We start from the raw sequence: 21,429 nt of genomic DNA on the forward strand, positions 1-21,429 counted from the left end.
GCCTTAACCTTCCCGACCGAGCAGGATCCGGGCCTGCGCACCGATCTGGGCGAGCATTGCTGCGCTCGGGGTCGGCGCCGTCCGCGCCCGGCCGATCAATTCGCTGAACTGCCGAACGCGGGGGCGCTGGCTGGTGAGCCAGCTCTCGACATCGGAGACCGGGTCGCCGCTCCGGTTGCGCGCCAGGAAATCGAGCCGCAGCTGTTCGAAGTCGCGGCTCAGCCCCGCGGCGAGCAGCCGTTCCCACGGGTCGCTCGTGCCGAACCGCAAGGCCGCCGCCTTGGCCCAGTCCAGTCCCAGTGCTTCGCCGAGCCGGGTATAGGCCCGGGTTACTTCGAGCTCATTGACGCCGAGCCTGGCGGCGAGCGCAGACGTGCCGACCGCACCGTCCAGTTCGTAGAGGCGCACGATCCGGGCGACGAGCGCGGGGTCGACGTCGATATCGCCGAGGCGTTCGCGCATCGCGTCGGACTGGTGCCGCGCCTCTTCCTTGAGAAGGTCGTCGGCGGCGGCGTCGAGACGCTCGATGCCGGGCGCGAGCAGTTCGGCGATCGCGTTCGGCATCGTCGTCGGGTCGCTGTTGCGGATGATGTCCGAGAGGTGGAGCCGCAGGCTCATCCGCGCGCTATCGAACAGCCGGAACCGGTCCGCCTCGCTGATCTCGGCCGTTTCGATCGCTTCCCAGAGCGTTTCGAGATCGAACAGCGTGTCGGCCGCGAAATAGGCGATGGCGACCTGGGCGAGGCCGACGCCCTCCTCCACCGCGAGCTCGAACGGCGCGATAATCCCGATGCGATTGATCACCCGATTGGCGATCTTCGTCGCGACGATCTGGCGTTTCAGCCGATGGTTTGCGATCGCGCCGGGGAATCGTTCGCGCATCGCGGTCGGAAAGGCGTGGTGGAGCAGCGGTTCGAGCGTCGGATCCTCGGGCAGGTCGGTCGCTTCGACGGCGTCCTGCAGGTTCAGTTTGCTGTGCGCGAGGAGCACGGAGAGTTCGGGGCGGGTCAGGCCGCGATTTTCCTGGCCGCGCCGTAGCAATTCTTCATTGTTCGCCAGTCCTTCGACCTCGCGGTCGATCCGGCCGTTGCTTTCGAGGATCTCGATCACGCGTACCTGACTCGGCAGCGCGTCATGCCCGTCATGTTCGGCGAGCGACAATGCGAGCGTCTGCAGCCTGTTGTCTTCGAGGACCAGGTCGGCGACCTCGTCGGTCATCGAAACGAGCAGCGCGTTGCGGTCGTCGAATTCCAGCCGGCCTTCCGCCATTTCGCGGTTGAGCGGGATCTTGATATTGACCTCATTGTCCGAACAATCGACGCCCGCGCTGTTGTCGATGAAATCGGTGTTGATACGTCCGCCATGCATGGCGAACTCGATCCGGCCCGCCTGGGTGAGCCCGAGATTGGCGCCCTCGCCGACCGCCTTGGCGCGGACATTCTTGCCGTTCACGCGCAACTTGTCGTTCGCCGGGTCGCCGACCTCGATATGCGCTTCGCTCGACGCCTTGATATAGGTACCGATACCACCGAACCAGATCAGGTCGATCTCGGCCTTGAGGATCGCCGAAATGATCTGCGACGGCCGCATCACCTCTTCGGACACGCCGAGCATTTCCCGTACCTCGGGCGACAACGGGATCTCCTTCTGGCTGCGCGAAAAGACGCCACCGCCCTTGGAAATCAGCTTTTCGTCATAATCCTCCCAGCTCGAGCGCGGGAGCTCGAACAGCCGGTTGCGCTCATCCCAGCTCGCTGCGGGATCGGGATCGGGATCGAGGAAAATATGCCGGTGGTCGAACGCCGCGACGAGCTTGATCGCTTTGGAGAGCAGCATGCCGTTGCCGAACACGTCGCCGGACATGTCGCCGCACCCGCCGACCCGGATCGGATCGGTCTGCACGTCGATCCCCATCTCGAGGAAATGGCGCTGAACCGAGATCCAGGCGCCCTTGGCGGTGATGCCCATCGCCTTGTGGTCGTAGCCGTGGCCGCCGCCGCTCGCGAACGCGTCGCCGAGCCAGAATTTGCGCTCCAGAGCGATCGCGTTGGCGACGTCGGAGAAGCTCGCCGTGCCCTTGTCCGCAGCGACGACGAAATAGGGGTCCTCGCCATCGCGGATCACGACGCGGTCGGGATGGACGACGTCGTTTTCGACGAGATTGTCGGTCACCGACAGCAGGGTCCGGATAAAGATGCGGTAGCTTTCGGTGCCTTCCGCAATCCAGGCGTCGCGATCCTCGGCGGGGTTGGGCAGCGCCTTGGGGAAAAAGCCGCCCTTTGCTCCGGTCGGGACGATCACGGCATTCTTGACGAGCTGCGCCTTCATCAGGCCGAGAATCTCGGTCCGGAAATCGTCGCGCCGGTCGGACCAGCGCAGGCCGCCGCGGGCGATCGGGCCGCCGCGCAGGTGAATGCCTTCGACGCGCGGGCTGTACACCCAGATCTCGCGCCACGGCACGGGCGCGGGAAGGCCCGGAATGGCCGAACTGTCGAGCTTGAACGCCAGCGCTTCGTTGGCGGCCGGCGAAAAGGCGTTGGTCCGCAGGCACGCATTTACGACCGCGCGGATCGCGCGTAGGATCGTGTCGTCGTCGATCGCCGCCACCTTGGTGAGCGCGCCGTCGGTCCGACTGTTGATCGCGTGAACCTCGCTGTCCCGATCACCCTCGAAATCCGGGTTGTGCAGCGTATCGAACAGCTCGACGATCGCGCGCGTGATATCGGGTTCGTCGCGCAGCGTTTCGACGACCGTGGCGAGGCCATAGCTCAAACCCGTCTGGCGCAGATAGCGGAACCAGGCGCGCAACAGCGTCACATCGCGCGGATTGAGGCCGACCGAAACGATCAGCTGGTTGAACTCGTCATTTTCGGCCCGACCCTCGAGCACGGCCGACAGCGCGCCTTCCTTGATCCCGGCGCGTTCGATAAGACCGTCCAGGTCGGGCACGTCGTCGATCTCCAGCAGGAAATCATGGATGTAGCCGAGCCGTCCGCCGTCGAGCGGGGTCGGGATTTCCTCGAGCACGCGGAACCCGAAATTCTCCAGCACCGGCACCGTGTCCGACAGCGGTATCGACGCGCCGAGGCGATAGAGTTTGAGGCGCAGCTGCGATCCGGTATCGCCCTCGAGCCGATAAAGCCGGACGCCGCGCTGATACTCGGTCAGGCCGCGCAGGCGCAGGATGTCCTTGGCGGCTTCCTCGGCGCCATATTCGCTGCGATATCCGTTTGGAAAGGCATTGGCGTAGGTCAGCGTCAACCTCGCCGCACGGGCCGAGGGTAAGCGCTCGCCAAGCTCGGCCTCGACGGCCGGCGACCAGCCGCGGACCATCTGCTCGATCTCCGCATCGAGCGCCTCGGCGTCAGGATCCTCGGCGTTCTCTCCAATATCGAGCGTGTAGCGGATAAAGGCGAGATCGCCGTCGCCCAGTTCGATCGACCAGCTCGATATCATCGAACCCGTCGCTTCCTCGAGCCGGGCGCCGATCGTCGTGCGCCGCGTGGTCGACATCTCGTCGCGCGGCATCCAGACAAAGGCGAAGAGGTGCCGCTGCATCGGCCCCTTGATCAGCAGCAGCTTCGGGCGCGGCCGGTCGGCGAGCGACATCGCGGTCAGCGCCGCCTGCTTCATCGACTCCCCGTCGAAGGCGATCAATATGTCGTGGGGCAGGCGCGACAGGGCATGTTCGAGCGCCTTGCCCGCGTGGCTGTTGGGATCGAATCCCAGATCCTTCTCCAGCGCTTCGAGCCGGCCGCGCAAGACGGGGACCTCGTCGGCCGGCGCGTTGAGCGCGACGCTGGTCCACAAGCCCGCATGGACCGACAGGCGGGCCAGCTCGCCATTCTCGCGGATCGGCACGATCGCCAGGTCGAGTGGCACCCGCCGGTGGACGGTCGCGATCCGGTCGGCCTTGGACAGCAGCGGGGCGGAGCCGCCATTCTCGAAATAGCTGAATGCTGCCTCGCGCGTGCGCTGGTTCCAGCAGGAGGGGCCGGGCGCGCGGAAGATGCCGAGTCCGGTTTCGCGATTGCCCTGCCGGTCTTCGACATAATGCCCGACCTGGGTGAAATGATGGTCGACGAACCATTCGAGCAGAGCCTTGCCTTCCCTGTCGGCAATCTTCTCGGCATCGGTCCGCATACGCTCCTGCAGCGCCGGCCAGTCCCGCACGGCGGCGCGAACGTCGAGCAAGACCTGATGGACGTCGCCGAGCAGCTCGAGACGGGTGCGGGCATCGGCCCGGTCGATTTCGAGATAGACGAAGGACTCGCGGTTCGCCGTATCGCCTTCGGCGCCCAGCTTGACGATATGGTGGTGTTCGTCGCGCGCCACCGAAACGATCGGGTGGAGCAGCCGCAGGACCGTCAGTCCGTGGGCGCCGACGGCGCCTGTAATCGAGTCCACGATGAAGGGCATGTCGTCGTTGACGATCGCCATGCGCATGAAACGGCGTCCCTTGTCGTCGGTGATCGATTCCAGCCGGACCTCGGCCATTCCCGGCAGGCGTTCCGCCGCGGCGGCGGCGACGAAACGTGCGGCTTCAAGAGCTTCGGCATCGCTGAAATTGTCGGTTTCCCCGGGCAGCGCGCCATGGACGAGGGCGTCGGCAATGGCTGCGATATGGGCTTCGGTTTGCTCGCTTTGCGAGTTGTGCGGAACCTGATTCATGGCGCGCAGCTATGCGCTCCAAATGGGGGCTACTCAACCCTTGTGTAAACAGCTGTTTCCGGGGGCGCCCGGCGGCCGTGCGCGTCCGCTTGCGCCCTAGCCTGCGGTCTTGCGGATCGCGCGTTCGGTCAGCGCTTTGTCGTGCGGCACTGCGCCGATCACGGCGAGGCGGCCATCGGGCAGGCGGCGGGCCATGAGCAGCGCGAATTCCTCGCCAGTATCGGCATCGGAGTCCAGCTCGACATAGGCCTGAGCCGGCGCATCGCGCAGTTCTTCACGCGCCGCTTCGAGCCGGTCGGGTCTGGTGGCGGGGCGCCGCGCGGCGCGCTCGGCCGCGACAACGGCCTTGAGGCCGCCTTTCTGCGCCTTCAGATAATCGGCGAAGGTGCCGGCGGCGATATGTTCGCGCTTCGCATGGGAGAGTGCTGCGGCGTATTCGGTTAGCCGCGTCTTGTCGTAATCGACGCCGAAAACGAGCTTCACGACCGGCGTCATCGGTGCGCGATCCTGGCCAGTGATCCCGGCATCTTCGAGGATTTCCTGATAATCGCCCGGTTCGGCTTCGGCGCTGAGCGCGAAGTCGTAGGCGCGGCCCAGCGCTTCATAGAGCGCGGCGCGGCTGCGCTGGTCAGCGGACTTGGCCTGTTCGGCGCTTTGGCGGGCGACGAGGAGATGGTCGGCCACGCTTTCCGGTTCGGCGACGCGGTCGTCGGAAGCCGCGAAGCCGCCTTCGTCAAGCGCCGGCATGTTATCGACATCCGGGTCGCCCGCGAAGCCGGTGCTCGGTCCGTCGGCCCAGACAGCGGCGCTTTCGTCCATTACCGGCAGATTGGTCGCGAGCGACTGGTCGACCGCCTGCTCGAGATCGGCCTGCACGTCGGCGCTGGCGATTTCCTTCCAGTTGATGACGCCATAGATGAAGTCGATCGTATCGTCGTCGGACGAGAAGGGCATGAGGATGCCGCGATACAGCGTGTTGACGTCGCGGTGGTTTTCGAACTCCGCCTCGAACCCGACCGGAGCCTGGTTGGCGATGATCTGCATATAATGGTCGGTCAGGCGGGAGAGCAGCGAGCGGGGCGGGACATCGGCGATGCTCTCGATTCCGTCTTCGATGTTGCACTCGGCCCGCAGCGCGCCGCCAAGCCAGGCGATCGACGGATCGCTGACCCCGCCGGTAAAGTCGAGAAGCACGCTGTTGGGGCCGAAATCGCCGATGCTGGCCGGGTCGAGATCCTCGATCGACGGATAGGCGCGGTCGTGCAGCAAGGAGGCCCAGTGATTATAGGCGCGGACATGCATCCTCCGCTCATCGGTACCGATTTCGGGCGGCGCATCGATCGTGGCATCGCCTTCCACATCGGAAACACCGCTCTGCTCGGTGTCGAAAGGCTGGGGATTATCCATGGCGTGTGTGCCCTCGCGCGAATGGTTTACGCAAGCCTTATGCACCGTGATGGTTGACGAACGGTAAACCGTGCCGCGCGGGCGGCGATGCGGGCGTGCCGCAAATATCCGGCTTGTTTCGCGGTGCCGCTCTTGGTAAGGGCCACCGCCCGTCGAGGGACAGTGCCGCTTTAGCTCAGCTGGTAGAGCATCGCATTCGTAATGCGGAGGTCGCGTGTTCGAGTCACGCAAGCGGCACCACCTATTCCTTTGCAATGGCCGTGGCACCAAGATCTGCCAATGCACCGAGATTTTTTCGACGTAAATTCTGTCACTTAGCTCGATCTTCTGCTGTCTGCCCTCCCGCAGAGGCCATTCTGGCACCGCGCATCGGGCCAAATTACAGCTCGTCTCTCACACCCCCTAGAAGCGTGCCACCAGTTGCAGATGCAGATTGTGTCAGAAGTCTGCGCGAACCGGCGAAACTGGCGCTGCTCCGCCCAGTTTATGGGGAGCGCCGCAGCACGAAGCAGCCGCTGGCCCGTGAGGTCAGCCGACCGACCTTAAGGCTATCCACGCGCGGGTTGCTGAAGCGGAGAACATGCTCCATCCTCATGGCGATGAAACTCCCCGCGCAGCTTTCGCTACTGCCAGCGCCAATTGATTCCCTGAGTCTGTTTCTCGATTTTGATGGCACGCTCGTGCCGCTGGCGGACCATCCCGACGCCATCGAGGTACCCGAAGGGCTTCCCGAACTGCTCGAGAGCTGTTCGCAGCGCCTGGGCGGGCGGCAGGTGCTGATCAGCGGCCGTACGCTGGCGGATCTTGGCCGCCATCTCGACGTCACGAACCTCTCCCTGTGCGGATCGCATGGGTTGGAGCAACGTATGGTCGGACGCGAGGAGCGGCTCGCGACCGAGGATGGCGATCTTGCCGCCATGCTCGCCGAGCTGAAGCGCTACCAGGCGGCGACGCCCGGCCTCGAAGTCGAGCGGAAACGCTTCGGGGCGGCGCTGCATTTCCGGCGGGCGCCCGAACTCGCCGATGCGGCCGCCAAGTTTGGCGGCGAGCTGGCGGCGCGCCATGGCCTTTCGGTAAAAAAGGGCAAGATGGTCGTCGAACTGGTTCCACCCGGCTATGACAAGGGAATGGCGGTCAAGGCGATCATGCAGGACGACGTGTTCGCGAATTCCATGCCGCTCTATATCGGCGACGACGTGACCGACGAGGACGGTTTCCGGGCGGCGAGGGAATTGGGCGGCATGGCCGTCATTGTCGGCGATCGCGAGAGTGGGAGCGCCCAGCATCGGCTTGACGGGCCACGGGCCGTCCATGCCCTCATCAAGGCCATCGTCGAGGCTCCGCGGTGAAGACCGACCTCCAGCTTTGGCCGATCGGCAACTGTCAGGTCAGCGCGTTGCTCGACGTGGCGGGCTCGATCGTATGGGGCTGTGTGCCGCGCGTTGACGGCGATCCGGCATTCTGCGCGCTGCTCGACACCGCCGGGGACGGCGCCCTACGCCGTGGTATCTGGTCGGCCGAACTCGTCGACCAGGTCGACGCCCGTTCGCGCTATCTGCGCAATACGCCGGTGCTCTCGACCGTTCTGACCGACGCCCAGGGGGGATCGGTCGAAATGCTGAGTTTCTGCCCGCGCTTCGAACGATCGGGGCGAATGTATCGGCCGGTTGCCTATGGCCGGATCATCAGGCCGCTTGCCGGTTCGCCGCGGCTGCGCATGCGTCTGGCGCCGGCCAAGAACTGGGGTGATCCCGATGTCGCCCGCACCAATGGCACCAACCATGCCCGCTATCTGTGCGATGCGCACACGCTGCGGCTGAGCACCGACGCGCCGGTCGGCCATATCCTCGAGGAGCGCGCCTTCCGGATCGAGCGCCCCCACCATTTCTTTCTCGGTCCCGACGAGCCCTTTGTCGGCAATATCGGGCGCGAAGTGTCCCGAATGTTCGACCTCACCGTCGACTATTGGCGGTACTGGGCACGCAGTCTGGCGATACCGTTCGAGTGGCAGGAGGCCGTGATCCGCGCTGCCATCACTTTAAAGCTCTGCCAGCATGAGGAAACCGGCGCCATCGTCGCCGCCCTTACGACCTCGATCCCCGAAGCGCCGCATAGCGAGCGCAACTGGGACTATCGCTATTGCTGGATCCGCGACGCCTATTATACGGTCCAGGCGCTCAACCGGCTGGGCGCGCTCGACGTGCTCGAAAAATATCTCGGCTATCTTCGCAACATTGTCGACGAGATGAAGGAGGGCGCGATCCAGCCGCTTTTTGCCGTATCGGGCGAATCGGAACTGCCAGAGGCCGAGGCCGAAAAATTGCCCGGATATCGCGGCATGGGCCCGGTCCGCATCGGCAATGCGGCCGCGCTGCAGACCCAGCATGACGTCTACGGTCAGATCATCCTGCCGACCATCCAGTCCTTTTGCGACCAGCGCCTCCTCCGTATGTCCGAAAAGGCCGATTTCGAGCGTCTGGAAGCGGTCGGAGAGCTGGCTTGGAAGACGCATGACAAGCCCGATGCAGGGCTGTGGGAGTTTCGGACCCGGTCGGCGGTCCACACCTACAGTGCGGTGATGAGCTGGGCGGCCTGCGATCGCCTCGCCATGGCGGCAAATGTGCTCGGGCTCGAGGACCGCGCCCAATTCTGGTCGCAACGCGCCGTCCGGATTCGCGAGACCATCGAGGCCGAGGCCTGGCACGAAGAAGCCGGCCGGTTCGGCGCCAGTTTCGGCCGCGACGATGTCGATGCCAGCCTGTTGCAGCTTATCGACATGCGCTTCCTTTCCGCCGACGACCCGCGCTTCATTTCGACTTTCGAGGCGATCGAAGAACGATTGCGGCGCGGCGAACATATGCTGCGCTATGACAGCGAGGACGATTACGGTCTGCCCGAGACGGCGTTCAACATCTGCACCTTCTGGCTCATCGAAGCGCTTTTCCTCGTGGGCCGGAAGGAGGAAGCGCGGACCCTGTTCGAACAGATGCTCACGCGGCGGACTGAATCGGGGCTGCTTTCGGAAGACATGGATTTCGAGACCGGCGAACTCTGGGGAAACTTTCCGCAGACTTATTCGCTGGTTGGAATAATCAACTGCGCCGGCTTGTTGTCGGTGCCCTGGAGTCAGATGAGATGACATGAGCCGGCTGGTCGTCGTTTCGAACCGCGTTTCGGTGCCGAAAGCGCAAAGTGCGGGCGGCGCGCAGGGCGGGCTCGCCATCGCACTGCTCGCGGCATTGCGCGAGAGCCGGGGTATCTGGTTCGGCTGGTCGGGCGAGGAAACGGACGAGTTCGAGGGCAAGATCGATTTCCAGCGCCATGACGGCGTCACCACGGCGACGATCGATCTCGAGCCGCAGGATGTCGAGGAATATTATAACGGCTATGCCAATCGGACGCTGTGGCCGCTCTTTCATTTCCGCATCGACCTTGCCGAGTTCGAGCGCGAGTTCGGCAAAGGCTATGAGCGCGTCAACGAACGGTTCGCACAAAATCTGATTCCGCTCGTCGAACCGGAAGACCTCATCTGGGTCCATGATTATCATCTGATGCCGCTCGGCGAACGCCTGCGATCGCTCGGCGCGAAGAACCGCATCGGGTTTTTCCTCCACATTCCTTGGCCGCCGACGAGCCTGTTCGTGTCGCTGCCCTACCATTCGCGGCTGGTGCGCACGATGCTGTCCTATGATGTCATCGGGTTTCAAACCGTGCAGTCGCTCGACAGTTTTCTCTACTATTGCGAGAAGGAGCTCGGCGTCGAGGTGGACGGTAACACCATTCGCTTCGAAGGCCGCAGCATTCGCGCGGACGCCTTCCCGATCGGTGTCGATTTTGCCGAGTTCACAGCCTTTGAGGGATCCGAAGAGGCGCGGGTGGCGGAGGAGCGTATCCTTTCGAGCAGCCGCGGACGCAAGGTCATTATCGGCGTCGATCGCCTCGATTATTCGAAGGGCTTGCCCGAACGGTTCGACGCCGTCGGCCGCTTTTTCGATCTCCATCCCGAGCGGACGGCAAAGACGCTCTTCATCCAGGTCGCGCCGCCTTCGCGCCAGGATGTCGGCTCCTACCAGGAAATCAGAGCCGAGCTCGAAAGCATGGCCGGACGCATCAACGGCGCGCGCTCGGAGGTTGACCTCGTGCCGATCCGCTATGTCAATCAGGGCTATCCGCGCCGCGAACTGTTCGGCTTCTATCGCGCCGCCGATGTCGGGCTGGTCACGCCGCTGCGCGATGGCATGAACCTTGTCGCCAAGGAATATGTCGCCGCCCAGAATGGCGAGAATCCGGGCGTGCTGGTGCTCTCCCAGTTCGCCGGCGCGGCTGACCAGCTCGACGCGGCCTTGAGTGTCAATCCCTACAGCCACGAGAGCATGACCCATACAATCCGCGAAGCGCTGGACATGCCGCTCGACGAACGTGTCGACCGCTGGCGGACCATGATGGAAAATCTTCGCCAGCAGGATGTCGTGTGGTGGCGTGACCGGTTCATCAACGCCCTGAAGGAGTGATCTGCGGTTTCGATCGTTGCGGATATCGGAGGGACGCGGTCGCGTTTTGCAAGCTTTTGTCGGCGAAGGGCCCTATTCTGGACGACGTGCAAACGTTTGCGGTTTGTCAATGCGGACCGTCGACATGTGTGATACCCGCAGTCTCGGGCGCGAGACGCAACCCGCCGATGCTGCTGAGCGGCACGAAATCCCCCGAAGGCGTGATGAGATTCTGTGTGGCGATGGCGGCGCTGTCGGCCCGGAAATCATCCTCGAACCGGATCCGGACGGGCAATTCTTCGATCTCTTCGAGGATCGATCCGCCCATGGCACCGTCGAGACCATTGCGGATCTGCCGCGCCACGTCGTCGAGCGTCAAACCCAGCGCACTGGCTTCGTCTTCATCGGCGTCGACCCATAATTTCGGCTCGCCCGGTGCCAGCGTCGCTTCGGTCACGAGCACGTCGGGATCGGAAGTAAGGCCCAGCCGGACGACCTCTCCGAGCTGCTGCAGTTCGGCGATCGAGGGACCGATCAACTCGAACTGGACCGCCGCATCGACCGGCGGTCCCTGTCCGAATTTCCGCACGACGATCCGCGCTTCGGGAAAGGCATAGACCAGATCGCGTTCCAGCTGCGGCACCAGCCTGGCCGTTTCGCCCGAGTCCGCAGTCGATACGATGGCATGCGCGAAATGCGATGCTGCGTCCTGGTCCATGACCTGATTGTAATAAACCGAAGGAAAACTGCCGCCGACCAGCCAGTCGACACCCCTGACAGCCTGATCCTCGCGCAGATGGCCCTCTATACGGCGCGCCGTCTCGCGCGTTGCCGACAAGGACGTCGATTGCGGCATCCATACCCGTACCTCGAACATATCCCGGTCGATCGGCGGGAAGAACTGGTTGCCGAGCGTCGGTGTGAGGAGAAATCCGAGCACCGGTGCGGCGAAGGCGATCGCAAAGGCGATACGCGGCGTCCGGATGGCGCGCCGAAGCCAGTCGCCGAAAGTCGCCGCGATCTGCTCGCCACGTACTCCATCGCGCAGCATATCGGTGCGTTCGCCGTTTTCCGGCGGCCGGCCGAACTGCGCCGCGAGGGCGGCGATGACCGTAATCGCCAGCACATAGGAACTGGCGATTGCCAGAATGACGCTGATGCCGATCCAGCCGACGAAATCGCCGGCATTTCCGGGGAGGAGCACTATGGGCGCAAAAGCGATGACCGTCGTCAGCGTCGATGCGAAGAGCGGTATGGCAAGATGCGCGAGCGTGGCTTGCATGGCCTCGCCCGCCTCCATGCCCTTGCCGAGATTCTGGTTGGTCTCGTCGACGATGACGATGGCGTTGTCGATCAGGAGCCCGAGCGCGATGATCATGCCGAAGATCGACATCTGGTGCAGCGCCCCGCCCATCATCATGACCAGCAGCAATACCGTTGCGCCGACCAGCGGCAGCGACGAACTCACGATGAGCGCCGATCGCCAACCCATGACGGCAAGGACGACGAGCATGACGACGATCGCACCGAGCAGCAGGTTGAAGCCCAGATCGCCAAGCCGTTCGACCGTATAGTGGCTTTGGTCGAATGTCTCCGACAGGATGATCCCCGGGCCGAGTTCATCGCGATATCGATCCATCAGGGACTGTACTTCGGCACGCCAGACGTCGACACGCTCGCCATCGTCTATCCGGGCCGCAACGAAAATCGTACGCCGGTCGTCGCTCAATCCGATTTCCTGTGGAGGTTCGCGCCATGCGCGCGCGATATCGGCGATGTCAGATAGGCGAACGGCCTCGCCATTCTCGTCGGTGATGAGCGGTACCGAACCGATCCGGCCGAGCGACCCGAATTCACCCTCCACCTCGAACGGGATATCGGCGGTTTCACCACGCAAGGTTCCGGCGGCGCTTCGGCTGTCGGCACGTTCCAGGGCCGTGGCGATCGATTGGGGGTCGAGACCGTGCAGCGCTAGCGCCGACGGATCCGGCGTCACCGTGATTTCCTCGTCCGGCGCGCCATAGATGCGCACGATCTCGGTGCCGTCGATGTTGCGCAGGCCGTCGGCCAGGTCTTCGGACAATCGGGCCAATATGCCGAGTTGCGTTTCGGCGTTCGACTCCCAGCTGAATGCGGCGATATAGGTAAAGGCGACCGCCCCCCGCTTGTCGTCGAAGACGGGATCCGAAGCGCTGGCCGGAAATTCCGTTGCGGCATCGGCCAGACGGTCGCGAATTTCGGAAAACACCTCCTCGTTGCTGCTTGTCGTGATCGCATCGATCAGTTCGATACTGACGACCGACAGCCCGGCGCGGGAAGTCGAGTTGATCTCGTCTATCTCGGGAATCTCCTGGAGCCGGTCTTCGATATGCTCGGTGATCAGCGCCTCAACCCGTTCGGCCGACGCGCCGGGCAAAGCCGTCAAAACGATCGGATTGCGCTGCGTGATGCGAGGATCCTCGATCCGCGGGACTTGGCCGAACGCGATAAGCCCGCCGAACAGGATGATCGTGATCGTCAGGTAGAGCAGATGCGCGTTGCGTAGAAACAACGGCGGGCGAGATCTTCCGGTGGGTTTGAGATCCATCAGGAGTCTCCGGCGTCGGGGCCGACGATCATGATCTCGGCATTGGGGGTCAAGCGGTGGACGCCCTCGACGACGATGCGATCTCCATCCCTGATGGTACCGCGCACAAACGCCCGCCCGTCCGATTGATGGAGCAACTCCAACTCCCGGCGCACCGCTCGCATGGTCCCCTGGTTATTCGTAACCGCGGCATAGGCCGCCCAAAGACCGCGACGGCTTTCGGTAAGTGCCGAGAGCGGAAGCCAGAAACCGGTTTCGCTTTCGTCCGATTCAAGCGCTAGCGTCGCGAGATCGCCCGACCGGATTTCGCCGATCTCCGCCGGCAGCGTGAACAGCGCGTCGACCGTCCGCGTGCGCGCACTGCGCGCCGGAGCGAGGCTCTCGAGCGTCGCTTCGAACCGCCGTCCATCGACAGACAGAGAATAGAGTTCACCGGGCGTCAATTGCTGCAATGCGGCACCCGAGACGCCAATACGGGCTTGCGGCGCTTCGCGTTCGACGACGGAGAGGACCGCAGGGCCCGTGGCAACCACCTCGCCTTCGTCGGAATGCCGCAACACGACGATGCCGTCGAAGGGGGCACGGATCACCGATTTCGCGATATCGACATCAACGGCGCCGATCTGGGCGACGATTGCCTGAACCGATGCTGCGCGCGCGCCGCGCGTGAAGCGCGCTTCGTCCAGCTGTTGCTGCGACACCGCGCCGCTCACGGCATCGAACAGCCGTTGCGTCCGATCGGCAGTAGCCGATGCGAGTGCGAGGTCGGCGCGCGCCTGAGAAAGCCGCCCGACGAGTTCAGCGCGCCGGGCCCGCAGTCGCTGCGTATCGAGCGCAGCCAGCGGCTGACCGCGACGGAACTCGTCGCCGTCATCGACAAGGATGTTCGCAATCCGGCCACCCAGTTCGAACCCGAGTTCGCTTTCGCGCCGGGCCTCGACCCGCCCGACGTAATTTTCGCCAATGGCATAGCCTTGCTGTTGGCGCACGGTAACGACCGCAACGCTGGTCGCGCTATCGACTTCGGCCGCTGTTCGGGAAAAGGAGCCGACGACATAGGTGACCGCCGCAAGCGCCAAGATGACCGCACCGATCACCAATAAAGAACGCCGTCGGACGTGTCGGAAGTCGCCAACCCGCCGGCTTTGCCAGACAATTGAGGCCCTCTCGCGGATGTCCTGCACAAGTTGCATTTCGGCGCCTTTCGACCGGCTGAAGTGTAATGTGTTTACTTGATATGCAATAAAGTGTATATACACATCAATGACTCGTCAAGGACGGAGAATGCGGGACCTGCCATGAATCAACGCGACGACCGGAAAGACAATCGTGCGGACCGGACCTCCCGGTGCCGATCGGCTATTTGTCTGGCATCCCTGGCTGCGATTTTTGGCGCCTGCGCGCCTGCTATTGATTATGCCCGGCCCGAAAGACTTGCCGTGACACATCCTGCTCCGGAGGTCGCGGAAGCCGAGACTTCGGCCCCGGAGACCGGCGAATGGGCTGTAAGCTTCGCCGTCCGCAACAATCCGCAGAAGGGATGGTGGCGTTGGTTTCAGGCCGAAGATCTCGACCATATTGTCGAGACCGCCTTTGCCAGTAACCCGAGCTTGGAAGAAGCGCGGGCCCGCCTGCGGCGAGCGGGGGCGGGTCTCGATGGTCGGGAGGGTGCGCGCCTTCCGAGCCTCGGTTTCGGCGTCGAGAGCGCGCGCCAAGATGTACCGAATCTCGCTGCCGGCGCCGATGGCGCCGAGTTCAGCAGCTACTCGGCGGCTCTATCCTTTTCATACAATTTCGATCTGTTTGGTGCCGAGCGGGACGCGGTCGACGCGGCGCAAGCCGATTTTAATGACGCCGCCTATCAACTGCAGGCCGCCCATCTCGACCTCGCGCGCGCCATCGCGACCACCTTCATCGAAATCGCGGCGCTTCGGGAAAGCATCGCCGTCAGGGAGGAGTTGATCGCGAGCCAGGATCGCCGCCTCGTCCTTATCGCGGCCAGAGTCCGGACCGGTTTGGCGCCGGGCTCGCTGTTGTCGGACGCTGAAGCCGAGATCGCTACGCTCCGCGCGCCGATCCCGCGTCTGCGCCGGCAATTGCGTTTTGCGGAAAACCGTCTGACGGTGCTCGCCGGTCGCGCGCCAGCCGAAGCGGTGACGATCGAAACCGGGCTGCTCGACCTGACGATGCCAGCCGAAGTGCAGCTTCTGCTTCCGGCCGAACTGGCGCGGCATCGGCCCGATATTCTTGCCGCCGAGGCGCGGCTTGCCGCGGCATCGGCCCGGGTCGGCGTCGCCAACGCCCGGCTCTATCCCGACCTTGAGATTACGGCCGCGGCCGGCGGCGGTGGGATCGATGCGGCCGGCATCGCCGCCAGCTTCAATCCGCTTTGGACGATCGCCGCTTCGCTGGCAGGCCCGATATTTCAAGGCGGCCAACTGCGCGCCGAACGCAGGTCTGCCATCGCCGATTATCAGGCCGCACTGGCGGGGTATCAGGCAACAATCCTCCATGCGCTTCAGCAGGTGGCCGACGGCATCGGCGCGCTCGAACAGGACGCGCTGGGCCTGACCGCGACGGCCCTTTCCATGGCCTCGGCGCGACGCAGCTTCATGCTCGCCCAAGCGCAATTCGACGCCGGGCTGATCGATTTCACCGACGTCATCGTCGTCGAGCGCCGATACCAGGAAGCGCGCCTCGATCACGTTCAGTCGATCGCGACGCGCCTTCAGGACGCGAACGCGCTCTTTGCCGCTCTCGCGACGGGGCCCCTGTCCCGCGAAGAGTTGGCGGGAGTCGCCGCCCGGGACCATCTCGAAGCGACATGGCGCCAGCTCCGCGCCGGCCGTCCACCGAGGAGTCTGAGATGACCGACCAAAACAGCCTCGAAAAGTCCGCGGGCCACGGTCGCCTGGCCGCCATCGCTCGCCGGGTGGAGGTAATGGCAGCGCTGATCGACAGCCCTGACGGCGGGATAACAGAATTGGAAGTCCGTCTCGCCGAGCTCGAGCACAAGGTCGAAGAAATCGAACGTGAAAAATGACCTGTCCGATAGCACCAGCCGCATCTTGACGGTCGAACATGGGAGGTGCATATGCACTTAATGTCCGGAATACCATCAGATCTTAGTGCGCTCGCCGACGAAGCGAAAACCGAGTGTCTCTGTCAGGGAGCGCGCAAGGCTGCGCGGCTTGTCACCCGCGTCTATGATGACGCGCTGCGCTCGCTAGGCCTCAAAGGCACGCAGTTCACGATACTCGCGGCGGCTACGGCGGCGGATGGCAGCACCAGCCTATCCGAGCTTGCCGACCTCCTCGGAATGGAGCGCACGACCTTGACCCGGAACTTGAGGCCGCTTGTGCGGGACGGCTATCTCGAGATCGACGATAAATCGCTTTCCGGCCGCGCCCGCGCGGTCAGGATCACCGATAGCGGCATAAAGCTTTTCGGCGAAGCGGGTACGCGCTGGCGAGAGGTGCAATCCCTGCTCAAGAAAAATCTCGGAAATAACCAGTGGGGCACGACGCGTGCCGCGCTCAAAGCCGTCGCGACGGCTGCGCGATAGCCAAAGTCCACACCCGAGCACCATCGGCGTCATCAGTCCGGATGAGGGACGCGGAGTGGTACGCGAGAGCCAAGTCCGGGCCGGGCCGCGCGATCCGCGACGCGGTTGACACCGGTTGACACGGGCCCGGGCAATGCGCCCGATCATGGCCCAAAGTTCACATAGTATACACACAACTCGCCCTGCGAACGACGCGTGTACCATGTCGGTGCGAAGAAGATAAACAGGGCCCGCACTCGAGCAGGCGGATGTCAAAGAGCCGGCGGCCGGGCCGCTGGCGTCAGGTTACCATGAGCGGGCATGTGTAGGACAGGACAAAGGATGCGGCGGCTCCACCGTCCGCGCCGCGGCTGGCGGCCGGGTCGGCCTGGCGTTCGGGTTCTGACTGCGGCCCGACAACCGGGTCGCACGAGGCCGGTAGCTTTCCACCCCCATGAAAGGTACCGGCCTTTTTCGGGACCGATGCAAACGCTGCCGTCTATCGATCGGCTGCCGCGTCGACGAGCGAGCGCTTCATGATCTTGCCGCTGGCGTTGCGCGGCAGCGCGCCGAGGAAGCTTACCCGTTTCGGAACCTTGTAGGGCGCAAGCGCCGACCGGCAGGCGGCAAGGATATCGTCGACCGATATGCTCCTGCCCGCCGCGCGCACCACGAATGCATGCAGGCTTTCGCCCCATTCGTCGTCGGGCTCGCCGACCACCGCGCATTCCGCAACGCCCGTCAATTGCTCGATCGCATTCTCCACCTCGCGCGGATAGACGTTCATCCCGCCGGTCACGATCATGTCCTTCTTGCGGTCGGTGATCGTGATGAAACCATCCGGGTCGCGCACCGCCAGGTCGCCGACCGTGACCCAGCCGTCGACAATCGCGGCGGCGGTGTCCTCGGGCCGGTTCAGATAGCCGTTGAAGGTGTAGGGGCTGCGGCAGAACAGTTCGCCCGGCTCGTAGCTATCCGCGATGCTGCCATCCTCGCGCCGCAGCTCGATCTCCATGTTGAGAAAGGCCGTGCCCACGCTGCGCGGTTTACGGAGCAGGTCGGCGGGCCGGATATTGGTGACGATCCCGCCCTCGGTCGAGCCATAGGTTTCGTGCAGCAGCCCCTCGCCGAAATACGCGACGGCGGCCTTCTTCAGAGCCGGCGCCAGCGCCGCGGCATTGGAAATGATCGTCCTTAACCTGTGCCGCCCGCGATAGCGTTCCAGCAGTCCGGCCTCGGCGGCGAACAGGCGATGCAGATGCGTCGGAACGACGAAGATACCGTTCGGCTCGTGATCGGCGAGCGCTTCGAGAATGTCGTCGGGTTCGCTCGAATAGACGAGCGTACAGCGGCCGCCATGAAATAGCGGCGCGAAGGCGAAGGCGAGGCCCGCGCCATGGCACATCGGCGCCAGCGCCAGGAAATGGTCGTCGCGGCCGAAACAGCCATATTCGGTCGCCATTGCGGCGAACAGGAGGCAGCGGCTGCGGTGCGAGAGCAGCACGCCCTTGGGGTGGCCCGTCGTTCCCGAGGTATAGGCGATGGAAAAGCTTTCGCGTTCGTCGATCGCGGGTGCGGGCGGCGGCGGCGGCGCGGCGGCGAGCGCCCGCTCGAATTCGTCGCCCAGGCGAAGCGTTTCGGGTGCTGGGTCTGGCAGGGCGACCGATTCCGCCGCGATCACCAGCCGGGGTTCGCAGTCGCGGAAAATCCCGTCCAGTTCCTCGGCCGACAGCGCGGGATTGAGCGTCGCGACGATAATCCCGCGTTCCGACAGGCCGGCGACGGTCTCGATATATTCGATGCAGTTGGGCGCGATGAGCGCGACCACATCGCCCTTGTCCAGTTCACGCGATGCGGCCAGTCCGCCGGTCTGCGTGATCCGCCCGGTCAGTTCCCGATAGGTGCGGGAAGCGCCGTCGCTGTCGAGAAGCGCAAGCTTGTCCGGTGCCGCCGTCGCCGCGCAGCGAATGCCCCGGGCGATCGTCATCGCGACATGGCCGGTCTCCTCCAACGGATCAGCCTCTCATACGCGCTGCAAGGGAGGGGAACACCGCCAGGGCATTGTCTCGCATCACCTGGCGGAAGGATTCTTCCCGAAGCCCGAATTCCTCGACCTCGCGGCGTCCGCGGCGCGGGTCGATCACCGGCCAGTCGGTGCCGAACAGAACTTTGTCGCTGCCATAGGAATCCATGTACCGGATCAGCGATTTCGGCAGATGTTTGGGCGCATAGGCATCGATCCCGATAAAGACGTTGGCGTGCTTCCAGGCCATGGCGATCATCTCGTCGGCCCAGGGCGTGCCGACATGGATGCCGATCAGCTTCAGTTCGGGAAAGTCGATCGCGATCCGATCGAGCAGGATCGGGCGCGCGACCGACGGCAGGCGGACATCCTTCTGGTAGATCAGGTTCTGCCCGACCTGCATCATGATGGGAATGTCGAGCTCGCAGCATTTGGCGTAGATCGGATACCATTGCGGCGCATCGGGCGGCAGCGAGAACCAGTGCGGATAGCTGTGCGCGCCGACAAAGCCATACTCGCGCACCGCTTCCTCGAGATCGTAGAGCTGCTGCATGCCGCGCGTTGGATCGACGCCGGCCAGGCCGGAAAAGCGCGTCGGATGGGCCGCGACATAGTCGGCGACCTGGGCATAGGGAATTTCGAACGAGCCTTTGCGCAGCGGATCGCCGGCGCGCACCGCGATCAGCAGCGCGTGATCGACCTGTGCCGCGTCCATGATTTCCAGATGCCGCTCGATCGTCAGCCCGCTGCGCATATCCTCGGGCATGCGGATCTGGGCCATGAAATTCTCGTCATAACCGGTCTGGCCCTTTGTCATCTCCTGCGGGGTAAAGGGGTTCATCACGATATCGATCGCGCCCACCGTCATTCGCCGGTCCCTCCGATCAGATCGCGCAGCGGGCCGGTGTCGGTATAGGGACGGATTTCGGTGATCCGGCCGCCTTCGACCACGGCGCAAAGGCAGTAGCGATTTTCATAGGGGGAACCGTCCGCCGCCGTGCTGCGTGCCGTATACTCAGCCGCGACGTTGCGCTCGTCGCCAAGCAGCAGGTGCATCTCGATATCGAGGCTGCTACCTTCGGCGAACGCGCCGATCATGTCGTCGAGCACGATATCGGTTGCCCGGTGCCCCGGCATCGGCCGCTCATAGCCGAGCGACGGGAGAAAATACCATTGCGCGTTATGCGCCAGCTGCGCTTTCGCGCGTTCGCGGTCAGACGCCCAGAGCGCTTCGAGAAACGCGCGCACGATCTCTTTCGGCTCAGCCATCGCACGCGGGCACCAGCACCACTTCGAACCGGCCGATGTCAAGCCGCAGCAGGATGCCCTCGCTCTGGTAGCGTTCGGAGAGCCAGAAATCGCGCGCGGCGTCCCGGCTCGGCCAGCGGCTGATCGCGAAGATCGCTTCGTCCCAGCTGCCCGAAAGTATCTTGACATCGCCGCCGAGTTCGAACGCGGTGTAATAGGCGTGCCGTTCGAACATCATCGGCAGGATGATGCCGCGATAGATATCCATCTTGTCCTGATCGCTGGCCGATCCCTCGATGAGCATCAGCACCGGATCGTCATCGGCGGCGGGCTCGACATTGGCGCGGGTCGGGATCGCGGGATCGTCCAACCCCTCCGGCGGAACGGCCGAGGTCAGCAGCACGAGGGGAGCGGCCGGGGCCGCCAGCATGTCGAGCGGCAGTTCGGCATAGGCCCTCCTTGCCGCGTCGCGATCGGCAAAACCGAGCACCAGCGTATGGGCCGGGACGCTGCCCGGTTCCAGCGCTTCGACTTCGTGGAGCCGCGCCGCGCCCTTGACCGTGCCGTGTCCGGCGATCGCCTCGCGAAACGACCGGAAACGGCTGTCGGGTGCGTGGCTGCGCAGGATGAGGTAGGCGCCGGTTTCAGCCATTGGCGAACTCCGCGATCAGGCGATTGAACCGCTCGGGCTGTTCGTAGAAGGGCGAATGGCCGGCATCCTCGAACCGTTCGAGCCGCGCATCGGGAATTTGCTCCGCGATCCACTGGCCGATTTCGGACGGGATCGGGACGTTGTTCATCCGCCCATAGATAAGCAGCGTCGGCACATCGATCGAGGCAAGATCGTCCCGGTAATCGGCCGCGATCATGTCCTCGACGAATTCGATCGCCGCCGCGGTCGGGGTCAACCAGGCCTCATGCTGCATGCGCGCCATTTCCGCTTCGCCCGGCGGCGTCCCGAAGGCGCCGGCGAGAAAACCCGTCAGTGCATCGCGACTCTCGTGGCAGGCGGCGACGAAACCGGCGCCCGCTTCGGCGGGAAAATCGCCGAAGGTCGGATGCTCCCAACCTTCGTCATTGGTCAACCGCACCTGCGCTTCGATAATCGCCAGCCTGGCGATCCGATGGTTGCCGAAATGGCGACGATATTCGAGCAGGACCATCGCGCCGAACGCGACGCCCGCGATCGTCGCGTCCGCGATTTCCAGCGCGTCGAGCACGTCCTTCAGATCCTCGGCGCATTGGCGGATCGAATGCGGGCCGAGCGGTTTGCCGGACTGGCCGTGGCTGCGATGGTCGATCGCGATCGTCCGGCAGCTCCTGGACAATTGCTCGAGATTGTGCGTCCAGAAGCCGTCTGCGGTCAGCATCAGCCCCTGCAACAATATCAGGGGCGGGCCTGAACCTTGCTCCCGATAATAGATCGGTGTGCCATCCGCGGCGTGAATATAGGCCATCG

General features: G+C 64.1%; 15 protein-coding genes and 1 tRNA gene. 7 read left to right on the plus strand and 9 right to left on the minus strand.

Annotated features, from left to right (window positions below):
• Positions 1–3: 3 nt before the first annotated feature.
• Together HFP57_RS13870 and HFP57_RS13875 are read right to left on the minus strand one after the other, a co-directional pair.
• Positions 4–4,671, minus strand: coding sequence for an NAD-glutamate dehydrogenase (locus HFP57_RS13870; protein WP_176870340.1), 4,668 nt, complete (start codon positions 4,669–4,671; stop codon positions 4–6).
• 96 nt (positions 4,672–4,767) lie between these two features.
• Entirely contained in the window at positions 4,768–6,078 is a 1,311-nt protein-coding gene (locus HFP57_RS13875; RefSeq protein WP_176870341.1) for a PAS domain-containing protein, read from the minus strand.
• 164 nt (positions 6,079–6,242) lie between these two features.
• Between HFP57_RS13875 and HFP57_RS13880 the strand changes: the two genes are divergently transcribed.
• The 4 genes from HFP57_RS13880 (at position 6,243) to HFP57_RS13895 (ending at position 10,589) form a co-directional block, all read left to right on the plus strand.
• A tRNA-Thr gene (locus HFP57_RS13880) sits at positions 6,243–6,318 on the plus strand.
• A gap of 353 nt (positions 6,319–6,671) precedes the next feature.
• The gene (otsB, locus tag HFP57_RS13885; RefSeq protein ID WP_176870342.1) at positions 6,672–7,427 is read left to right on the plus strand and encodes a trehalose-phosphatase; all 756 of its coding nucleotides are present in this window, start codon (positions 6,672–6,674) and stop codon (positions 7,425–7,427) included.
• Positions 7,424–9,217, plus strand: a complete 1,794-nt coding sequence (locus HFP57_RS13890; protein WP_176870343.1) for a glycoside hydrolase family 15 protein — start codon at positions 7,424–7,426, stop codon at positions 9,215–9,217. Before otsB ends, HFP57_RS13890 begins: the two co-directional genes overlap by 4 nt.
• Position 9,218: 1 nt before the next feature.
• Positions 9,219–10,589: an alpha,alpha-trehalose-phosphate synthase (UDP-forming) gene (locus tag HFP57_RS13895; RefSeq protein ID WP_176870344.1), complete on the plus strand. Its 1,371-nt coding sequence runs from the start codon at positions 9,219–9,221 to the stop codon at positions 10,587–10,589.
• A 106-nt stretch (positions 10,590–10,695) separates the two neighbouring features.
• On the opposite strand, the gene HFP57_RS13900 is transcribed toward HFP57_RS13895, so the two are convergent.
• Positions 10,696–13,155 (minus strand): efflux RND transporter permease subunit, encoded by a 2,460-nt coding sequence (locus HFP57_RS13900; protein WP_176870345.1) that lies wholly within the window; start codon positions 13,153–13,155, stop codon positions 10,696–10,698.
• Positions 13,155–14,252, minus strand: coding sequence for an efflux RND transporter periplasmic adaptor subunit (locus tag HFP57_RS13905; protein WP_246263679.1), 1,098 nt, complete (start codon positions 14,250–14,252; stop codon positions 13,155–13,157). Before HFP57_RS13905 ends, HFP57_RS13900 begins: the two co-directional genes overlap by 1 nt.
• Positions 14,253–14,453: 201 nt before the next feature.
• Between HFP57_RS13905 and HFP57_RS13910 the strand changes: the two genes are divergently transcribed.
• Genes HFP57_RS13910 through HFP57_RS13920 form a run of 3 tightly spaced genes read left to right on the plus strand, consistent with a single transcriptional unit; the run spans position 14,454 to position 16,720 of the window.
• On the plus strand, positions 14,454–16,025 hold the full coding sequence (locus HFP57_RS13910; RefSeq protein ID WP_176870347.1) for an efflux transporter outer membrane subunit: 1,572 nt from the start codon (positions 14,454–14,456) through the stop codon (positions 16,023–16,025).
• Complete coding sequence (locus HFP57_RS13915; protein ID WP_176870348.1) at positions 16,022–16,198, plus strand: hypothetical protein; 177 nt, start codon at positions 16,022–16,024, stop codon at positions 16,196–16,198. Before HFP57_RS13910 ends, HFP57_RS13915 begins: the two co-directional genes overlap by 4 nt.
• Before the next feature lie 60 nt (positions 16,199–16,258).
• The gene (locus HFP57_RS13920) at positions 16,259–16,720 is read left to right on the plus strand and encodes a MarR family winged helix-turn-helix transcriptional regulator (RefSeq protein ID WP_176870349.1); all 462 of its coding nucleotides are present in this window, start codon (positions 16,259–16,261) and stop codon (positions 16,718–16,720) included.
• 478 nt (positions 16,721–17,198) lie between these two features.
• Here the strand turns inward: HFP57_RS13920 and HFP57_RS13925 are convergent, their stop codons facing one another.
• The 5 genes from HFP57_RS13925 to HFP57_RS13945 are packed head-to-tail and all read right to left on the minus strand — an operon-like array spanning position 17,199 to position 21,427.
• A complete protein-coding gene (locus HFP57_RS13925; protein WP_176870350.1) occupies positions 17,199–18,686 on the minus strand; it encodes a class I adenylate-forming enzyme family protein in 1,488 nt (495 codons plus the stop codon).
• Positions 18,687–18,714: 28 nt separating this feature from the next.
• Positions 18,715–19,590, minus strand: coding sequence for an amidohydrolase family protein (locus HFP57_RS13930; protein WP_176870351.1), 876 nt, complete (start codon positions 19,588–19,590; stop codon positions 18,715–18,717).
• Positions 19,587–19,991: a nuclear transport factor 2 family protein gene (locus HFP57_RS13935; RefSeq protein ID WP_176870352.1), complete on the minus strand. Its 405-nt coding sequence runs from the start codon at positions 19,989–19,991 to the stop codon at positions 19,587–19,589. The genes HFP57_RS13930 and HFP57_RS13935 overlap by 4 nt, the downstream gene beginning before the upstream one ends.
• On the minus strand, positions 19,984–20,622 hold the full coding sequence (locus tag HFP57_RS13940; protein ID WP_176870353.1) for a DUF1330 domain-containing protein: 639 nt from the start codon (positions 20,620–20,622) through the stop codon (positions 19,984–19,986). The genes HFP57_RS13935 and HFP57_RS13940 overlap by 8 nt, the downstream gene beginning before the upstream one ends.
• Positions 20,615–21,427 carry an alpha/beta fold hydrolase gene (locus HFP57_RS13945; RefSeq protein WP_176870354.1) on the minus strand — a complete coding sequence of 271 codons (813 nt, stop codon included), beginning with the start codon at positions 21,425–21,427 and terminating at the stop codon, positions 20,615–20,617. The genes HFP57_RS13940 and HFP57_RS13945 overlap by 8 nt, the downstream gene beginning before the upstream one ends.
• Positions 21,428–21,429 lie beyond the last annotated feature (2 nt).

It is taken from the genome of Parasphingopyxis algicola (genome assembly GCF_013378075.1).
Lineage (GTDB): Bacteria > Pseudomonadota > Alphaproteobacteria > Sphingomonadales > Sphingomonadaceae > Parasphingopyxis > Parasphingopyxis algicola.